Raw genomic sequence first — 14,843 nt, 5'->3', positions numbered from 1 at the left:
TCCTCCTAGGTATGTTTTTGTCGATAAAAACATTGTACCGTAAAAGGAGCTTTATATGGCCTTTTATCTTTTACACAATTATATGGACTTTATCTTAAAATAACTAAAATACTTTTCAATTAGTTTTGGGATATGGGAGGTTCAATATGAATAAATATCAAAAGAATTCAATTTCTATATCAGTCGTAATTCTAGGTTCGTTCTTAGTATTATCTTTAGTAACACAAAATTGGTTATTCCTTTTATGTAGCTTAATGCCTGTTTTTTTAGTATTGATGACTACATTTTTAACTAAAAAGGATAAGTAAGAGAGTTTATAGAATATGAAAGAATGTTCTATAAACGGGTGCGATTGTAGAATAAAAAAGATACAAAATAACCTCGATAAACCAAGATCCATGATACACGATTGTATGTAATTTCATGTATTAAGATGATTTAGAAAACCGACAGTACGCCATACATTAAGAAAAACTCAATAAGAGCTCCTACTATCGCCAAGCTAGATTTTTCTAAGTTCATTCTCTTCCTGTTTTGTGTTTTCGGATCATTTCTTACTTCTCTATTGTCCATATAATCTAAGATTTTTTTATAGGTTTTTAGATTTTCTTTATCTTGGATCTTTTGAAGTTTAATAGCAGCATTGACCATGATTACTATAAAAGCAACTGGCAAAATCAAAGAAAAATCGCCCCAGTATTTAAATAAGGATGCAGTAATGAGGGTTAAAACAAATGATCCTATAATAACCAATAACCAACATTAATTGATTCATCTTAGCAATAGTTACTTCTCTTTTCATCTTATCGTCATCTCCTTTAATCAATTCGTCTAAGGAGATATTAAAATAATTGCTTAAAAGTAACAGACTTTGTAGATTTGGATAACTTTTAGGTGTATACTTAATTTAGATAAAGTAACTTTAAAAGTTACTTTTTAAAGAAGGTGAATAATTTTGAGTGAATTTACGATTGCAGTACATGGGTTGGTCTATTTAGGTCATAACAATTCAATTTTTACCAGTGAAGCATTAGCTGAGAACATTTGTACGAATCCAGTTCGTGTTCGCAGAGTTCTGGCAAAATGCCGAAAAAAAGGATTAGTTCAAACAAAAAAAGGTGTGCATGGCGGATACTTTCTAACCGATAATTTAGAAGCTATCACTTTAAAAAATGTTTATGAGGCGATAAAGATCCCAATTATCCAAAATACTTGGCATTCAGGTTATATCAATGAACAATGTATGATTTCGTCTGGTATGTCAGAAGCTATGGATGATCTTTATGATGAGCTGAATAAAGATGCAGTAGCAAAACTAGCAACTATTACATTAAAAGATATGGAAGTAAAATTATATGCAATACAAAATGAGAGGGGCACTAAAATATGAATGAGTACACTACAGACGTAGCCATTATTGGATTTGGTAAAGCAGGAAAAACATTAGCAGGTGCTTTAGCTAAAAAAGGAAAAACCGTCACTGTGATTGAAAAATCAGCTAAAATGTATGGTGGAACTTGTATTAATGTGGGATGCTTACCGACTAAATCGTTGACACATAGTGCAAAAATTATTGATCAATTATCAGAATTTGGCATTGAGCGAAATCCTGAGATTAACAACCAGTTTTTCAAACAAGCCATGGACTATAAAACTGAATTAGTAACCAAATTAAATAAAAAAAACTACCATAAAATTGCTGATTTAGATAACGTAACAGTCTTAGACGGTTTTGCTCACTTCAAAGATGACCATACTTTGTTAGTGGATACAGATACAGAAACGCTACAAGTTACGGCTGCTAATATCATTATTGGAACTGGATCTACGGCTGTTATTCCAGATTTTGAAAACAAGCAAAACAGTCCACACATCCACACAAGTGAAGAAATTTTAGAGCTAACAAATCTGCCAAAAAAACTAGGTATTATCGGAGCTGGTCCAATTGGATTAGAATTCGCTTCTTATTTTGCTGAATTTGGTTCTGAAGTAACCGTTTATCAATTCAATGACTCATTATTGCCACGTGAAGATAAGGATGACGCAGCAGCTATTTTGGAAAGATTAGAAGAATTAGGGGTAACTATTGAATTTAACGCTCAAGCTAAACGTGTTCAAGATACGGATAATGGTGTACGTTTAACATTTGAACAAAACGGCGAAGAAAAATCTGCTGAATTAAATGAAATTTTAGTTGCTACTGGCCGTATTCCTAACACAAATAAATTAGATATTGAAAAGGCTGGCGTGGCGCTCGGCGCTCGTGGAGAAATCAAGGTAAACAAGCACTTGCAATCTTCTGTTGAACACATTTGGGCAGTGGGCGACGTTAAAGGTGGACCACAATTCACTTATATTTCTTTGGATGACTACCGTATTGTTTTGCCTCAATTGCTAGGAGAAGAATCCAACTATAATTTAGAAACGCGTCGTGTTTATCCTACAGCAACATTTGTGGATCCAACATTTGCACGGGTAGGCTTTAATGAAAAAGAAGCAACTGAAGCTGGTAAAAATTATAAAGTTGCTAAGATGCCCGTTGCTGCTGTTCCTAAAGCTCAAGTATTGCGTGAAACAAGCGGCTTTTTGAAAATATTAGTTGATCCAGAGACTGACCTTATATTAGGCGCAAGCTTCTTCAGCTACGAAGCTCACGAAATGATCAACTTAATTGCATTAGCAATTAATGAAAATATTTCATATAAGAGTTTACGAGACGGTATTTATACTCACCCTACAATGAGTGAATCCATGAATGATTTACTTGAAATGATTTAACTTAAATTTAACCACAAAAGAGGCTGGGACAAAATAAAATGGACCTTATAGAGATCTATTTTTCAGAGTCCACTCTATAGGAGTCATTTTACACTATTCACCTCCTATTCATTATTACTTATAACAGATAAGAGGTGAATATCATGCCCTCACTAGACGTTTATGTACCAATTAATAACTCTATTTTAGTACTTGTTGAAGAAATAAAAGAGTGTCTATAAAATCGTATAAACTAATTTATATAAGAGATTCCGGAAAACATCGTGTGCGATATAAAAATAAATTCTATCAAATATAGAACTTACCCAAATCTTTAAGCCCATCATAGCGTAAGTTTCATATCTAAAAAGAGAAGATTGGATTTATTGAGTAAATTAATCATGCAAATATAACATTACCGTTACTATATCGCCACCGCTTTTCCCTATCGCGTCTCTAATTTCCTTATTGATTGAGATGATCTTATCTTCATCTTTCCTTGGAGCCAAATAAATGTTTTTCACTTCAAAATCGTCAATTGTACCAGATACTTTTAAATGTCCCCATCTCCCTTTATTATCAGCTGTTCCTGGTAGTCTAAGGTGATAAGTCCATGATCCAAATCCCTCTTTGTAATGTAATTTGAGTTTCTGATTGTCAATTATTTTTATCATTTAAATAGCCCCATTTCTCATTCACTTTATCTATAGTTATGATACATGAAACTATCTAATTTCATGTATTGATTAAAATGATTTACAATCTTAAGAAGTTGTCTTCTTTATCTTAGTTTATTAAGGCAACGGGTTTTCGGAATTCAATCTCATAAGTGGGGTACTTTTCACTTTTAGAGGTCAACACTCTAATATCTTTTCTTACACCTTTTGATAATGCGATAAGCCATCTTCAGAAGAATAGACCCTTACATATAATCCCTCGTTTTTTTCATTCGAGAACTTCCTTTGTTTAAACACTAATATAGCATAACCACTCTATCTGTTTAGATTGACATTGCTTGCTTTATACTAGTAAGATGACATTAATAGAATACATTAATATATTCATTTTGTCAGTCTCGAAAAGATAAACCACAAAAAAATTTAAAATGATAATATTAATTTATTTTGAAAAGGAGATGAACAATAATGAAAAAAATTCCATTGTTATTTTTTATTTTGTTTCTAAGCACCGCATGCACTAGAGACACTGCAGGAGATATTGAAAATCCCGATTTCTTAGACATTACTCATGAGACCACTTTTAGTCTGCAAACCACCGAAGAAATTCCTTACGAAATAGTCAATCAATCTGACGAAACTTTCTATTTTCATCATTTAGAATACCATATTGAAGAAAATGTAGATGGAGAATGGAACAATTTGGATCTGATCACCATACCCTCTCCAGACCTTGCTGGACCAACACCTTTGAGAGAGGGGCAATCTGTTGCGTATGAAGCACGTCTCGCCAGAGGGGGAGACCATACCTATGAAGCAGGAGAATATCGTCTACGTTTTGAAGGTTGGTTTGGTAGTGAGGAAGAAGAGACTGATTCTTTTGATTTTACTATAGAGTTCAATTTGGAATAATGTACATTCTGTAGCAAAATCTAGTTGCTGGAAATATATAGATAATTAAAAGTATTGTTATTTTTACCCAGCGTAGTATAAATGCTTAAAATTAAAAGAATTAGAGTGACTATAAATAGTTACTCTAATTCTTTTTTTGCACTTAAAAACCTAATCTAAAGAAATATTTCTTTCATGGGGTGTTCAAGAATACTTTACATTCATAAATCGTAATCAAACCCCAAAAAAAGAATCCCTGTATACAGGGATTCTCGACGTATATTTTTTAATCAATATAATACTTTAAATTTTAATATCTAGTTAATCCGAAAGCACTATTAATTTGACTAGCTTTTACGAAGTAAGCGTGGTTTCCTTGATTACCTTTCACGATTCCAACAGTAGGGCGACTGCTACCAGTATTGATAAAAGCTATCCCACCACTATCACCAGGTACATTAGTGATGACAGCTGAAATTAAACCTGTAAATGTGACACCCCCTACAATGTTGGTTGCATTGGTACTTTGTATTTGTCCTGCCGTAAGTCCTGATGTTTTTCCACTTTTAATTAAAGTGGTTCCCACTGCCGGTACAGTGACTGCAGTAGACAATGTAAACCCATTACTACGGGCTATCGTGTTCGAAGGGACATAATTTACATTAGTTATAGAGCACCATGCAGCGTCTACTGATCCAGAATATCTTCTGACTGTAGTTCTAGCGAAAGCTACTCCACCAGCAGATCTGACTGCACAATAATAATACCTTCGTCTTTTAACAATTCCTTTGCAACGCTTAATCTATTTCGTATAAAAGTTAACCAGGTAGACTGGTTGAAATTATCATTATACTTAAAAGAGTCACTGCCAGTATTGTACGGTGGATCAATATAAATCAACTTTACTTTTTTAGCATAACGTTCCTTCAATCTATGTAAGGCTAAGAGATTATTGCCTTTAATAATCAAATTGTCATCATCATTAAACTCAGTAATATCATGTTCTCCATTTTTATCATATTTCTTCATATTTGTTAAAACTTTAGGCTGGAGTAGGGTATCTCTTTCTTCTTTTGCAATCACGTTATGATAATAGACTTCTTTTTTTCCTTCATCCTCGTTAGACATTCCCCCTTCTAACACACAATCTTTAAAAGGGAAGTCCAAAACGACGTCTGTATTGTAATTCAGATATTTACCATCGCTGGTAAGACCTATTTCATTGCGATATTTTGTGTAACTATTTTCCCAATAAGTTTTATACCGCAGCATTTCGATGAACTCTTCCACTTTAAAAATAGTCATGTCCCTAACTGAAAGAGCATAAGTTTCTTTGATTTTTTCGTTGGACAACAAAGCAGTAATAATATTTTTGTCATAACTTCTTAAATCTTCAATCACTTTATTTTTTAAAAGTGTACCTTCATCCCAATATTCAGGGAAATTAGAAAGCACCGTTTTAATATTGTTCAATAGCGTTGTTTCTATTGCTGAGTTCACTGAGCATACTCCTTATTCTATTTATAAAGTATCATTAGACAGGGGAACGCTTTCTTAATATAGATAATGTCCCCCTATTGATTTTGAGAATTATCTCCTTCGAAATTTATTTTCTCCACTTCCTTGTTTTTAAATGCTTGCATACGTTGCTGTTCTTTCTTCATGCTCTCTTCAGCAAAAGTCAAAAAATCATTTAAATTTTGAGTGGCTAATAGTTCAATGTAAGTCGCTCTGTTCTCCTTCTCAATAATTAAAGGAGGAAAACCCTCCTGGAGTAAGGAATATATCATGATCATACGCCCAGTTCGTCCATTTCCGTCTGAAAACGGGTGTATGCGCTCAAATTGAATGTGGGTTTCTAAGATAGATTTGAGCTTGTCTTCGCTTGAATCATCGGCTTCTAAACGGTATACAAGGTTATCAAAGAGCTGAGTCAAGAGCATGGGTGTCTCTGCAGGTGATGCTGTTGCGAACTCAGCTCCTAAGATCATATTTTCACTCTTTTTGAATTGTCCACGGTCATACTGTAAGCGATCCGTCAAATCAGCATGTATTTCTTTAACGATATCTATAGTCAATGGATCGTCGTTCAGTAAATGAGACAGCACGTTTTCAAAAGCTTGTTTATGGTTTTCAATCTCGTAAAACTCGCGTACCGTTGCCTTTCCGTTTAAAGGTAAGGTTCCATTTACGATAATCGAAACTGTTGCGGGTAATGAGATGGTATTCCCTTCTATTGCTGATGAATGATGGGCTAACCGAACAAGAATATCATCAAGATATTCTTTCGAAAAAGACTGCAAGAAATGACTCATAACCTTACGCCCCTTAATATTTTAGTGTTTTAGTGTTAAGTAGTTATTTTATATAATCGTATAAAAAAAATTTTATTTATAATTTATTTTTATTTTTATTTTTTTTGATGTTTCATTAAATCTTTTTGCTCATAAATATCTACAAGATCTGCAAACCTTTTTATATCATTCTTATCTAAACCCTCAATGTATAGATTAACAAGCGTATTGACCATATCCTTTTGGGTATCACCATATCCCAGAGTGATTAACGCTACGATTTGATTACGAATATGATTATCTACCCTAATATTTACCGGCTCTGTAACAGTCTGGGATACTAAAGATTCAGAAGTATGGCCGGAGGTGTCTTTTCTCTGAGCTTCTAGATCTTTAAAATTTACTTTACTATTAACTTCAACTTTTGGGCCACGAGTCAATAGCTTCTTGTTAGATTCTTCTTTATTAGATCCATGATTTAGAAGTGCCATATTAATTCCCCTCCTTTTTCAATCTTGAGATAACTTCTTTGGAAACACCCATGAAAGTCTCGTGTACACGACGGTCATGCTGATCTTTAGGGTTGTTCGTAATTCCGGTCATATCAAATCGCTTAATTCTCTCCATGAGAGAGATTTTATTTTCAAATATATTAGCTTCTCCAAACTCTTTCGAGGCAGCTTTCAATATTTCAGCGTCCACCCGGGCTCCTTTCTTACTTAATACGGGTAATATCCCTAATATATCGACATCCGATTTGTATTCATCAATCAATGTTTCTTGAAGATATGTTATAAAAACTTCTGCTCCAGCTAAAGATCGTTCTTGTGTTTGTAAAACGACAATAATTTGATCGCAGGCAAAGAATGCCGTGTCATTTAACAAACTTAGTGTTGGTGGTACGTCAATCAGTATGAAATCGTAGTCATCTTTTAAATAACTAATTTTATTTTTAAAGAAAGAAATACGATCAATTTCCGAATCGAAATTTCTTTCTAAATAGCGTGGATACATAGAGAAATCCACCGCATTTGGGATTAAGTCTAAGTTTTCTTGAATTGGTGTAACTAATTCCTTAAGTGAACTACCTTCATTTATAGCTTTCATAAGTGCCTTATCAATTGTAATGATTTCATCTTGTGCTGATTTCGTCTTTAGTAGTAGAGAAGTAATGTTTGCCTGCGCATCAAAATCAACAATTAATACTTTGTAACCCATTTTATTCAAGTTGTATCCAACAATTGCTGTTGTGCTTGTTTTTCCTACCCCACCTTTGAAATTCGCAAATGTTAATGTAACAGCTGACAACCCCATCATCCCCTTTGTGTTAATTAACACTACTATACTATTTTATAAAGAAAATCACAACCATAACCATTATTGTGTTAAATAACATTTTTACATTTTAACATTATACCAATAGTGTTATTTAACATTTAATCACTTTAACACTAATGTTATGTAACATTTTTACATTTTAACACTAGTGTTATTTGACATTTTAACATTTAATTATACTTTTAAATACTGGTATAAAGGCATTTTACTTCAAATATCGTATAGCACAAATAACATTTTAACATTGTACCATTGGTGTTACATAACATCTTAACATTTATACGCTAATGTTATCTAACGTTTTAACATTTTAACATTCATGTTATCTAACATTTTAACACAAGTTAATTTTTATCATTAAAAACCGTTTACATTAAGAGAGAAAGTGCGTATCTTAAGAATATAAGTATTGAATATTCTCAACAAAAATAATCATAGTTGATAAAGGTAGACGTACATATGTAACTAATTTATTCTAATATTCTCTATGTGTAGAAAATTAATACTTTTAAAATAAAACTCGAATTGTAAATACTCCCACGGTATATTTGTTTACAAGTGAATTAATATACTGTATGGTTGCTATATGCTGAGAGGAGAAATAAACCGAATGGATAAAACATCAAAAAACGATCACTCATCAGATCAGGTGGATTCAAAACTTGTGAGGGTAGGTATCGAAGAACATAGATATTTAAAGTTTGAGGCACTTAAAAAAGATATGTCAATGAAGGATTTTCTAGACGAATTAATCAATGAACACCGTAAACAAAATAATAGTTAGTATATTATTTTGTTCAAAAAAAACCTTGACTAAAATTCTAGTCAAGGAAGAAGTGAAAACAAATGATTTCTTTTTGATGTGGTGTCTTAAAGATTCATTGTACTATAAATTCATTATAATTTACTATTGATAAATTGTAAAGTTTTCACTTCTGATTTCTTGTTAAACAAATCATTTAAGAAAAAAGGAGTTTAACTATGTCAAAGTATAATGTAGTAGATAGGGCAAAATTTACTTTTTATCAAATACCAAAGCTGCTAATACACGGTGAAAAATACAGAAGTAAAATAACACACTCTGAAATTATTGCCTATGCAATCCTTATGGATCGCTTAAATGTGAGCATTAAAAACAACTGGATTGATGACAATGGCGATATATATTTTGTTTATAGTAACGAAGAACTTATGGAAATTTTAAATCTATCAAAAACAACTACTATAAAAGTTAAAAAAAAGCTTAAAGAAATTGGGTTGTTTGACGAAGAAAGAACAGGACGAGCTAATCGTCTGTACTTGCTGGAACCACAAGCTAATAATGTGGAAGAAGCTAAATATATAATGGGACTAGATAAAAAGAAAATTGAAGATAAAACTATATACACGCAAGAGGATAAAAACAAATTAGTGAACAATCTAAAATCTAAAAATGATCTTAACCACGAAGTACAGAAGTTGGACTTCGTGGTAGAAAAACTGCCAAATCAAGGTTCGTCAATTAAATCTTCTCCCGCGAAGTCCAACAATTGGACTTCTGAAGTACAAAAATTGGACCCTAGTAATAATAATTTAATAACAAATAAAGATAATAAAGATAATAAAGATATCTCAGCAATCGATCTGACTGACTATCGTTTGATTTCCCATTCTTTTAAACAAAAAGGAAAAAATGATTCTCTTGAAAATAAATTAATTGACGAGTACATTCTAGAACAACAGTATTATGATCTTTATGGAGAAGAGCTGATAAATAAAATGAAAGTTTATAGCTTTAATAATTTTCAAACCTTTGTTATGTTTACAAACAAACTTATACATGCTCATAGATCAGTAGAAAAAGAAAAAGGGCTAAATTTAGCTATCTATGACGACGCTAAATTTAGTGAGTACACCAGGCGTCAACTCACGCGCACTTTTAATCGCTGTATTCAAGCAGAACGTTTCCAAAAGGCAAATAATATTGCCAGTTATTTATTTATCTCTTTTAAAAATGTTTTTATTGATCTGTCAGAAGCTTATAAAAACGAGATAAACAATATATAGTATATTGAGTTAACTTGACTCATGCGCCTGTTTTTTTTAAAAGTATTGACTCTTTAAGTTAAATCAGATTAATATTCTATGAACTTTATCAGGTATGTAAGGATTGTCGTTTTTAAAAATAATTTAACTCTCCATTTTTACTCATATCATTCATAGTTGCATACTATACTCACTCGGAACAAACTAAAAATAGTTATAATAACCTAGTAGAGGACGGGTACCTGTGCTTAGTATACGTTTAAGAGAAGTGTTTGAAGAAGAAAATGGGGTTTTAACCTTAGAACAGGCTACTGAACTAGGTTTTTCTAAAGAATCTTTGAGAAAAGCGTATCGACGTGGCGATTTATTAAAAGCGGGACGCGGCATTTATTTACTCGATGACAGCTACGAAGATAACTTGTATATCATGCAGCTGAAGTATGCCAGAGGTATTTATTCCTATGAATCAGCCTGTATGCTCCATGGATTAACAACCTTTTCTCCACTTGCGTATATTATGACGTTTCCTAAAGGGTATCACTTAAAAGCAAGAAAAGCACAATGCATTGAAGCGCACTTTGCAACGCCATCGTTTTATTCTTTAGGTGTAACCATATTGGATAGTTGGTTTGGGAATCCACTCAGAGTAACGAATTTAGAGCGTACAGTGATTGATATGCTGCGTTCACCTCAAACCTTACCGGATATTGTTGATGAGGCCATGAGTAACTATAGCTGGTCACAGAAGAAAAATCTGACACGACTAAAGAAATATGCGCGTATGTATGGTGTGGAACGTTTGGTGAGGGAAAGAGGATTGATTGAAAGTGAATGAAAGAAGGGAAATGAGTATGTATATCAACTATGGTTTGAACGATGAAAAGAAAGGGTGGGTTGCTGCCTGGCATGAAGACGCCACGCAAGCAGGCAGCTATGTACTGACCCTTCAAACGTCTACAGGGGCAGTGATACATGCTATTGAAAAGCAATTAAGTGAGGAACAAATCGACGAGTTGATGAGAACGGTCCCGAAGGATAGTACGGGTATTTAGGAACGAACAGATAAAAAAGATGAACATAGGAATAGACAGCTGGATCGATTACTTTCAAGGGTAGCGTTAAAAGATTAGCTAAAAAGGTTTATATGATGTTTCTTTCATCGGATAGGTTGAGTATGTAATCGGTAGAGACATCATAGAAATCAGCAAATTTAATTAACACGTCCACCGACATGGCCGTTTCTTTTCTTTCGATTGCTCCTAAGTGACTGGCTGTGATCGTTAAATGTGATTGCTCTAAAACTTCGTTCATAGTTAGACCTTTTTCTATCCTTAATTCTCTAAATCTGTTGTCCACTTTTTTAGAAGTGTCTTCACTTTTTGTTATTCTTTTTTTAGTATCCGTAAGCTTTAGAAGATAATCGGTCGACACATTGAATAAATAGGACACGGCAATAAGAAACTGAACAGAAAAACCTGAGTCACCTAATTCAACATTGGAGTAATGAAAAATAGATGATTGATAATGAACCTCATTTTCTAACCGCTCAACTACTTCTCTTATTGTCCAGCCATGTTCTATTCTAATTTCGCGGAAACGTGTCTCCATAATATTCACCTCATACTCTTTTTAATCTTTAGTATAACAAAAACAAACGATCATTTGACTCTGAATTTGAACGTGGTATACTTTAACAAGTAAAACAAATGTGACGACAAAATAAAAAATGAACAATCTTTATAAACTGTTTTTAAAATAAAATATTTTTGTAATATAGTTAACAATAACTTTTTCAATAGCATCGTTATAGTGATTTTTTAATTTAAAAAACAAACCACGCGACAAATTAAAAACTGAGCATTGTAATCGATTTACGTTTAGTATATGCTGTATTAAATTTTAAGCCCTGCGTTTGAAATTTTGATTTAAGGTTTAGCAAGCACCGACTTTGGTATACCAAAGTCACCTTGTTAGGGGTTGCCCCCTAATTCCCCCAGCGTTCAAAAAAGCAACATGCTTTTTTGAACCGCTTCCCCCTAACCCTGTTTTCAACAGGGGACTAAAATTCAAAAGTGAGGAGTGAGCATATGGCAACAATCCTAAAAGACACAAAAAGAAACAGAGAGAATAGAGTGTGTTTCGATTTGTCACATGAGGAAATGACTCAACTAAATAACCGATTAAAATACTATCATTTAAATAATCGTAGTGATTTTATCCGAGAGGCCGTATTAAACAACTACATCATCGTTAACGACGATACGAATTTAAGAGAACTTATTTATGAAGTCAATAAGATAGGAAATAACATTAATCAACTTACCAGGCTAGCGAATAAAACAAAAATTGTTTATTCAGATGATATTGAAAACTTAAAAAAACAAATGAATGATATTAACTTATTGATTTATAAAACACTGATGAAGCATAACGAAAAGAGATAAGGCAATGGCGTATGTAAAAAGACATCCGACAAATAATTTAAAACGCAGTATCAACTACATCAAAAAAAAGAGTAAAACAGATGAACTACTAACATACGAAAATCGTTTACCGAAAGTAGACATAGATCATATCGTCGACATTATGAACGCAACAAAAAATAAGTTTAAGAAAACAGGTGGCATACACGGGCATCATTTTATTCAAAGTTTCAAGTCTGATGAAGCCATCACTTTAGAGCTTGCTCATCAGGTGGGGAAAGAATGGTGTGATACCTTTTTGAGTGACTATGAATTTGTTCTCGCTACACACAAAGATAAAGATCACCTTCATAATCACATTATCATCAATTCTGTTAATGCCAAGAATGGAAAAAAATATTTAAAAAACGATCAAGAATTAAACCATATCAGAAGTCTATCCGATGCTGTCTGTAAAGAACACCACCTCTCAATTATCACACCTCAAAAAACAGAAAATAATAAAGCATATGGTGAATGGAGATATCAAAAAGACAGTATCAGCTGGAAAGATAAAATCAGAAACGATATTGATGACAGCATTAGTCAGTCAGATAATTATGAACAATTCATTCTAGAAATGACGAAAAAAAATTACACCCTACGTTACGGTGACACTTACAAATACAATGCGTTCGAACATTTTGACATTGGGAAACGCATTAGAGGGAAAACATTGGGAGACGCCTATACCGAAGATACGATTAAAGCCCGCATAAAAAACAAAGAGGCGGAGAAAAAAGAAGCGCGTCCCTTTTTTGAAAGCTACTATTTCTTGAAAGCTGTGCCGCAAAAAGAAATCGTGCAGACAGATATTGATTTATCTGTTTTAGAAGCCACTAACTATGATGACTTTATATGTCGCATGCAAGGTAAAGGCTACACCCTACGCTACGGTGAACAATACAAATTTAATTCTTTCAAGCACGAAAAGATGAAGCGATCAATCAGAGGGAAAACGATCGGACGTCTTTATACAGAACAAAAAATAAAGGAACGTATTGAACAAAACCAGGCCCTTTTAAAACAAGCCGCACACAAAAAGACTATTCAGTTAAATACGCACACCATTTTTTCAAAACGCTATATCAACAACAAGTACACCTATTTAAAACCCATACACCTCACTCCTCTCTCAGACAATCAACAAGCCGCTATGCAAAACAAACGCCAACTACTCAAAGACAATCAGCTTATTGCCTTTTTCAAACAACACAATCTCCAGGAAATACCCGAATACCTCGCATTTAAAAAGGACGTTGACCAACACCTTCATTCCACTGTGAATCAGCTCAATACACTCGGTTTAAAACACAAGGAACTACTGGCTGCCTACACTAATAACCCGAATCCCAAATTAAAACAGACAATGATCGAAAATGCTAAAAAACATGAAGAGATAAAGGAAGAGTACACGGCTTTAAATAAAATACGTGCGGAGTTCAGATTTTTAGATAGGTATTTACTGAATAAACAAAAGGAAAAGGAACCGACGCAGCACACAAATAATATAAGTAAAAAAGGGCGTGAGACCAATGACTCTAGCCGATGAGAACACAACCATTATCGGAACTCAGGTCAGTAGACAATTAAAAAATGTGATCAGTGCAATGATTAGATATTTATTTAAACGGGCGCTAAAATATCTTGATCAACAAGCTGAAAAAAATTTTAAAACCTTGCAAAAGAAGAGTCCGGAACGTATCCGTACCGCAGATATTCAGCACAAAGATATTGATAAATTTAAACTACTTGCTTATCAGCAAGGCGTTAAAGCTTATCAAATTGAAAAAGATAAACACGAAGTCCCGACGTTAAAGTACGATATTCGTGATGAGCATACAATCGTTGGTATTTATAAACAAATACAAGAGGGTTACCGTATTCCAGATAACAAAATGCGTGCATTTGTAGAACAATTTACTGATACGCAAGTATGGATCAATCGTGTGTCAAAAATTGCGGGTTTTAAGAAAAGCGACGTCGAAAAAGCGTTTAATAACGATGAACATTACCGAGAAGAAAATGTTCTGAATCAAGATTTCGCTTATAAAGTACAAGATATTTATGATAAAGCAATTGAAAACGTGACAGGTAAAGAAAATACGGTTGATGTGACCAATGATTTAAAAGCTATTGATAAAGATCCGCCAAAAGGAAAAGACTTTTTAACGAAACGCTTAGAAGAAATAAAAGCGAAGCGGCCAAAAGTTGCTGCTCAAACACAGAAAAAACAACAAAAAAGTCAAGACAAAGGTATGGAAAGGTAGGGGAATAGTGTGGGTTGTCTGATTCAAATCTTTTTCCAATTATTAACTTACTTTTTATGGTACTTCGTTTTATATCCAATTCTAGTCATCTTCACTTATTTAAGAAAAACTGGACTAATATGGAGTGTT

The 14,843-nt window shown here is 33.3% G+C and carries 18 protein-coding genes and 1 pseudogene; 10 read left to right on the top strand and 9 right to left on the bottom strand.

What is annotated here, in order from left to right; all coding sequences use genetic code 11:
* Positions 1-438 precede the first annotated feature (438 nt).
* Both BMX83_RS09105 and BMX83_RS11205 read right to left on the bottom strand, forming a co-directional pair.
* Entirely contained in the window at positions 439-753 is a 315-nt protein-coding gene (locus tag BMX83_RS09105) for a transcriptional regulator (protein ID WP_245746659.1), read from the bottom strand.
* A gap of 36 nt (positions 754-789) precedes the next feature.
* Positions 790-892, bottom strand: a pseudogene (locus BMX83_RS11205) (helix-turn-helix domain-containing protein); the annotation flags it as partial.
* A 63-nt stretch (positions 893-955) separates the two neighbouring features.
* Between BMX83_RS11205 and BMX83_RS09100 the strand changes: the two are divergent.
* On the top strand, positions 956-1,390 hold the full coding sequence (locus tag BMX83_RS09100; protein WP_005237713.1) for an RrF2 family transcriptional regulator: 435 nt from the start codon (positions 956-958) through the stop codon (positions 1,388-1,390).
* Complete coding sequence (locus BMX83_RS09095; RefSeq protein ID WP_005237714.1) at positions 1,387-2,778, top strand: dihydrolipoyl dehydrogenase family protein; 1,392 nt, start codon at positions 1,387-1,389, stop codon at positions 2,776-2,778. The genes BMX83_RS09100 and BMX83_RS09095 overlap by 4 nt, the downstream gene beginning before the upstream one ends.
* Positions 2,779-3,152: 374 nt before the next feature.
* Here the strand turns inward: BMX83_RS09095 and BMX83_RS09090 are convergent, their stop codons facing one another.
* Entirely contained in the window at positions 3,153-3,431 is a 279-nt protein-coding gene (locus BMX83_RS09090; protein ID WP_005875075.1) for a DUF1905 domain-containing protein, read from the bottom strand.
* Positions 3,432-3,902: 471 nt separating this feature from the next.
* Here BMX83_RS09090 and BMX83_RS09085 point away from each other — a divergent pair, with 471 nt between their 5' ends.
* Complete coding sequence (locus BMX83_RS09085) at positions 3,903-4,346, top strand: immunoglobulin-like domain-containing protein (RefSeq protein ID WP_091636248.1); 444 nt, start codon at positions 3,903-3,905, stop codon at positions 4,344-4,346.
* Positions 4,347-4,635: 289 nt separating this feature from the next.
* Here BMX83_RS09085 and BMX83_RS09080 read toward each other — a convergent pair whose 3' ends face one another.
* The 5 genes from BMX83_RS09080 to BMX83_RS09060 all read right to left on the bottom strand — a co-directional run bounded on the left by BMX83_RS09080 (position 4,636) and on the right by BMX83_RS09060 (position 7,927).
* Positions 4,636-4,938, bottom strand: coding sequence for a chymotrypsin family serine protease (locus tag BMX83_RS09080; protein WP_091636246.1), 303 nt, complete (start codon positions 4,936-4,938; stop codon positions 4,636-4,638).
* A 116-nt stretch (positions 4,939-5,054) separates the two neighbouring features.
* Positions 5,055-5,825: a site-specific DNA-methyltransferase gene (locus tag BMX83_RS09075; RefSeq protein ID WP_245746658.1), complete on the bottom strand. Its 771-nt coding sequence runs from the start codon at positions 5,823-5,825 to the stop codon at positions 5,055-5,057.
* A 74-nt stretch (positions 5,826-5,899) separates the two neighbouring features.
* Positions 5,900-6,640 (bottom strand): Fic family protein, encoded by a 741-nt coding sequence (locus BMX83_RS09070; protein WP_091636243.1) that lies wholly within the window; start codon positions 6,638-6,640, stop codon positions 5,900-5,902.
* A gap of 95 nt (positions 6,641-6,735) precedes the next feature.
* Positions 6,736-7,110, bottom strand: coding sequence for a DUF5388 domain-containing protein (locus tag BMX83_RS09065; protein ID WP_091636241.1), 375 nt, complete (start codon positions 7,108-7,110; stop codon positions 6,736-6,738).
* A 1-nt stretch (position 7,111) separates the two neighbouring features.
* Positions 7,112-7,927, bottom strand: a complete 816-nt coding sequence (locus BMX83_RS09060; protein WP_245746657.1) for a ParA family protein — start codon at positions 7,925-7,927, stop codon at positions 7,112-7,114.
* A gap of 640 nt (positions 7,928-8,567) precedes the next feature.
* Here BMX83_RS09060 and BMX83_RS10940 point away from each other — a divergent pair.
* The 4 genes from BMX83_RS10940 (at position 8,568) to BMX83_RS09045 (ending at position 11,034) form a co-directional block, all read left to right on the top strand.
* The gene (locus BMX83_RS10940; RefSeq protein WP_177170561.1) at positions 8,568-8,741 is read left to right on the top strand and encodes a hypothetical protein; all 174 of its coding nucleotides are present in this window, start codon (positions 8,568-8,570) and stop codon (positions 8,739-8,741) included.
* Between the two features lie 197 nt (positions 8,742-8,938).
* A complete protein-coding gene (locus BMX83_RS09055; RefSeq protein ID WP_091636236.1) occupies positions 8,939-10,003 on the top strand; it encodes a replication initiator protein A in 1,065 nt (354 codons plus the stop codon).
* Positions 10,004-10,226: 223 nt separating this feature from the next.
* A complete protein-coding gene (locus BMX83_RS09050; RefSeq protein WP_091636233.1) occupies positions 10,227-10,817 on the top strand; it encodes a type IV toxin-antitoxin system AbiEi family antitoxin domain-containing protein in 591 nt (196 codons plus the stop codon).
* A complete protein-coding gene (locus BMX83_RS09045) occupies positions 10,804-11,034 on the top strand; it encodes a hypothetical protein (RefSeq protein WP_091636231.1) in 231 nt (76 codons plus the stop codon). The genes BMX83_RS09050 and BMX83_RS09045 overlap by 14 nt, the downstream gene beginning before the upstream one ends.
* A gap of 88 nt (positions 11,035-11,122) precedes the next feature.
* Here BMX83_RS09045 and BMX83_RS09040 read toward each other — a convergent pair whose 3' ends face one another.
* The gene (locus BMX83_RS09040) at positions 11,123-11,590 is read right to left on the bottom strand and encodes a helix-turn-helix domain-containing protein (protein ID WP_091636228.1); all 468 of its coding nucleotides are present in this window, start codon (positions 11,588-11,590) and stop codon (positions 11,123-11,125) included.
* A 479-nt stretch (positions 11,591-12,069) separates the two neighbouring features.
* Between BMX83_RS09040 and BMX83_RS09035 the strand changes: the two genes are divergently transcribed.
* From BMX83_RS09035 to BMX83_RS09025, 3 genes are read left to right on the top strand one after another with little or no spacing between them, the layout of a single operon-like run.
* Positions 12,070-12,426 (top strand): plasmid mobilization protein, encoded by a 357-nt coding sequence (locus BMX83_RS09035; protein ID WP_091636226.1) that lies wholly within the window; start codon positions 12,070-12,072, stop codon positions 12,424-12,426.
* Between the two features lie 4 nt (positions 12,427-12,430).
* Positions 12,431-13,996: a relaxase/mobilization nuclease domain-containing protein gene (locus BMX83_RS09030; RefSeq protein ID WP_091636223.1), complete on the top strand. Its 1,566-nt coding sequence runs from the start codon at positions 12,431-12,433 to the stop codon at positions 13,994-13,996.
* Positions 13,980-14,714 (top strand): hypothetical protein, encoded by a 735-nt coding sequence (locus BMX83_RS09025; RefSeq protein WP_091636220.1) that lies wholly within the window; start codon positions 13,980-13,982, stop codon positions 14,712-14,714. Before BMX83_RS09030 ends, BMX83_RS09025 begins: the two co-directional genes overlap by 17 nt.
* Positions 14,715-14,843 lie beyond the last annotated feature (129 nt).

The sequence above is a fragment of the Alkalibacterium gilvum genome (assembly GCF_900109085.1).
GTDB classification, from domain to species: domain Bacteria; phylum Bacillota; class Bacilli; order Lactobacillales; family Carnobacteriaceae_A; genus Alkalibacterium; species Alkalibacterium gilvum.
This window is presented reverse-complemented; position numbering and strand designations above follow the sequence as displayed.

Coding starts and splice junctions, on each gene's coding strand:
- BMX83_RS09095 (WP_005237714.1), top strand. CDS start 1,387: ATGAATGAGTACACTACAGACGTAGCCATTATTGGATTTGGTAAAGCA.
- BMX83_RS09090 (WP_005875075.1), bottom strand. CDS start 3,431: ATGATAAAAATAATTGACAATCAGAAACTCAAATTACATTACAAAGAG.
- BMX83_RS09085 (WP_091636248.1), top strand. CDS start 3,903: ATGAAAAAAATTCCATTGTTATTTTTTATTTTGTTTCTAAGCACCGCA.
- BMX83_RS09070 (WP_091636243.1), bottom strand. CDS start 6,640: ATGAGTCATTTCTTGCAGTCTTTTTCGAAAGAATATCTTGATGATATT.
- BMX83_RS09065 (WP_091636241.1), bottom strand. CDS start 7,110: ATGGCACTTCTAAATCATGGATCTAATAAAGAAGAATCTAACAAGAAG.
- BMX83_RS10940 (WP_177170561.1), top strand. CDS start 8,568: ATGGATAAAACATCAAAAAACGATCACTCATCAGATCAGGTGGATTCA.
- BMX83_RS09055 (WP_091636236.1), top strand. CDS start 8,939: ATGTCAAAGTATAATGTAGTAGATAGGGCAAAATTTACTTTTTATCAA.
- BMX83_RS09040 (WP_091636228.1), bottom strand. CDS start 11,590: ATGGAGACACGTTTCCGCGAAATTAGAATAGAACATGGCTGGACAATA.
- BMX83_RS09035 (WP_091636226.1), top strand. CDS start 12,070: ATGGCAACAATCCTAAAAGACACAAAAAGAAACAGAGAGAATAGAGTG.
- BMX83_RS09030 (WP_091636223.1), top strand. CDS start 12,431: ATGGCGTATGTAAAAAGACATCCGACAAATAATTTAAAACGCAGTATC.
- BMX83_RS09025 (WP_091636220.1), top strand. CDS start 13,980: ATGACTCTAGCCGATGAGAACACAACCATTATCGGAACTCAGGTCAGT.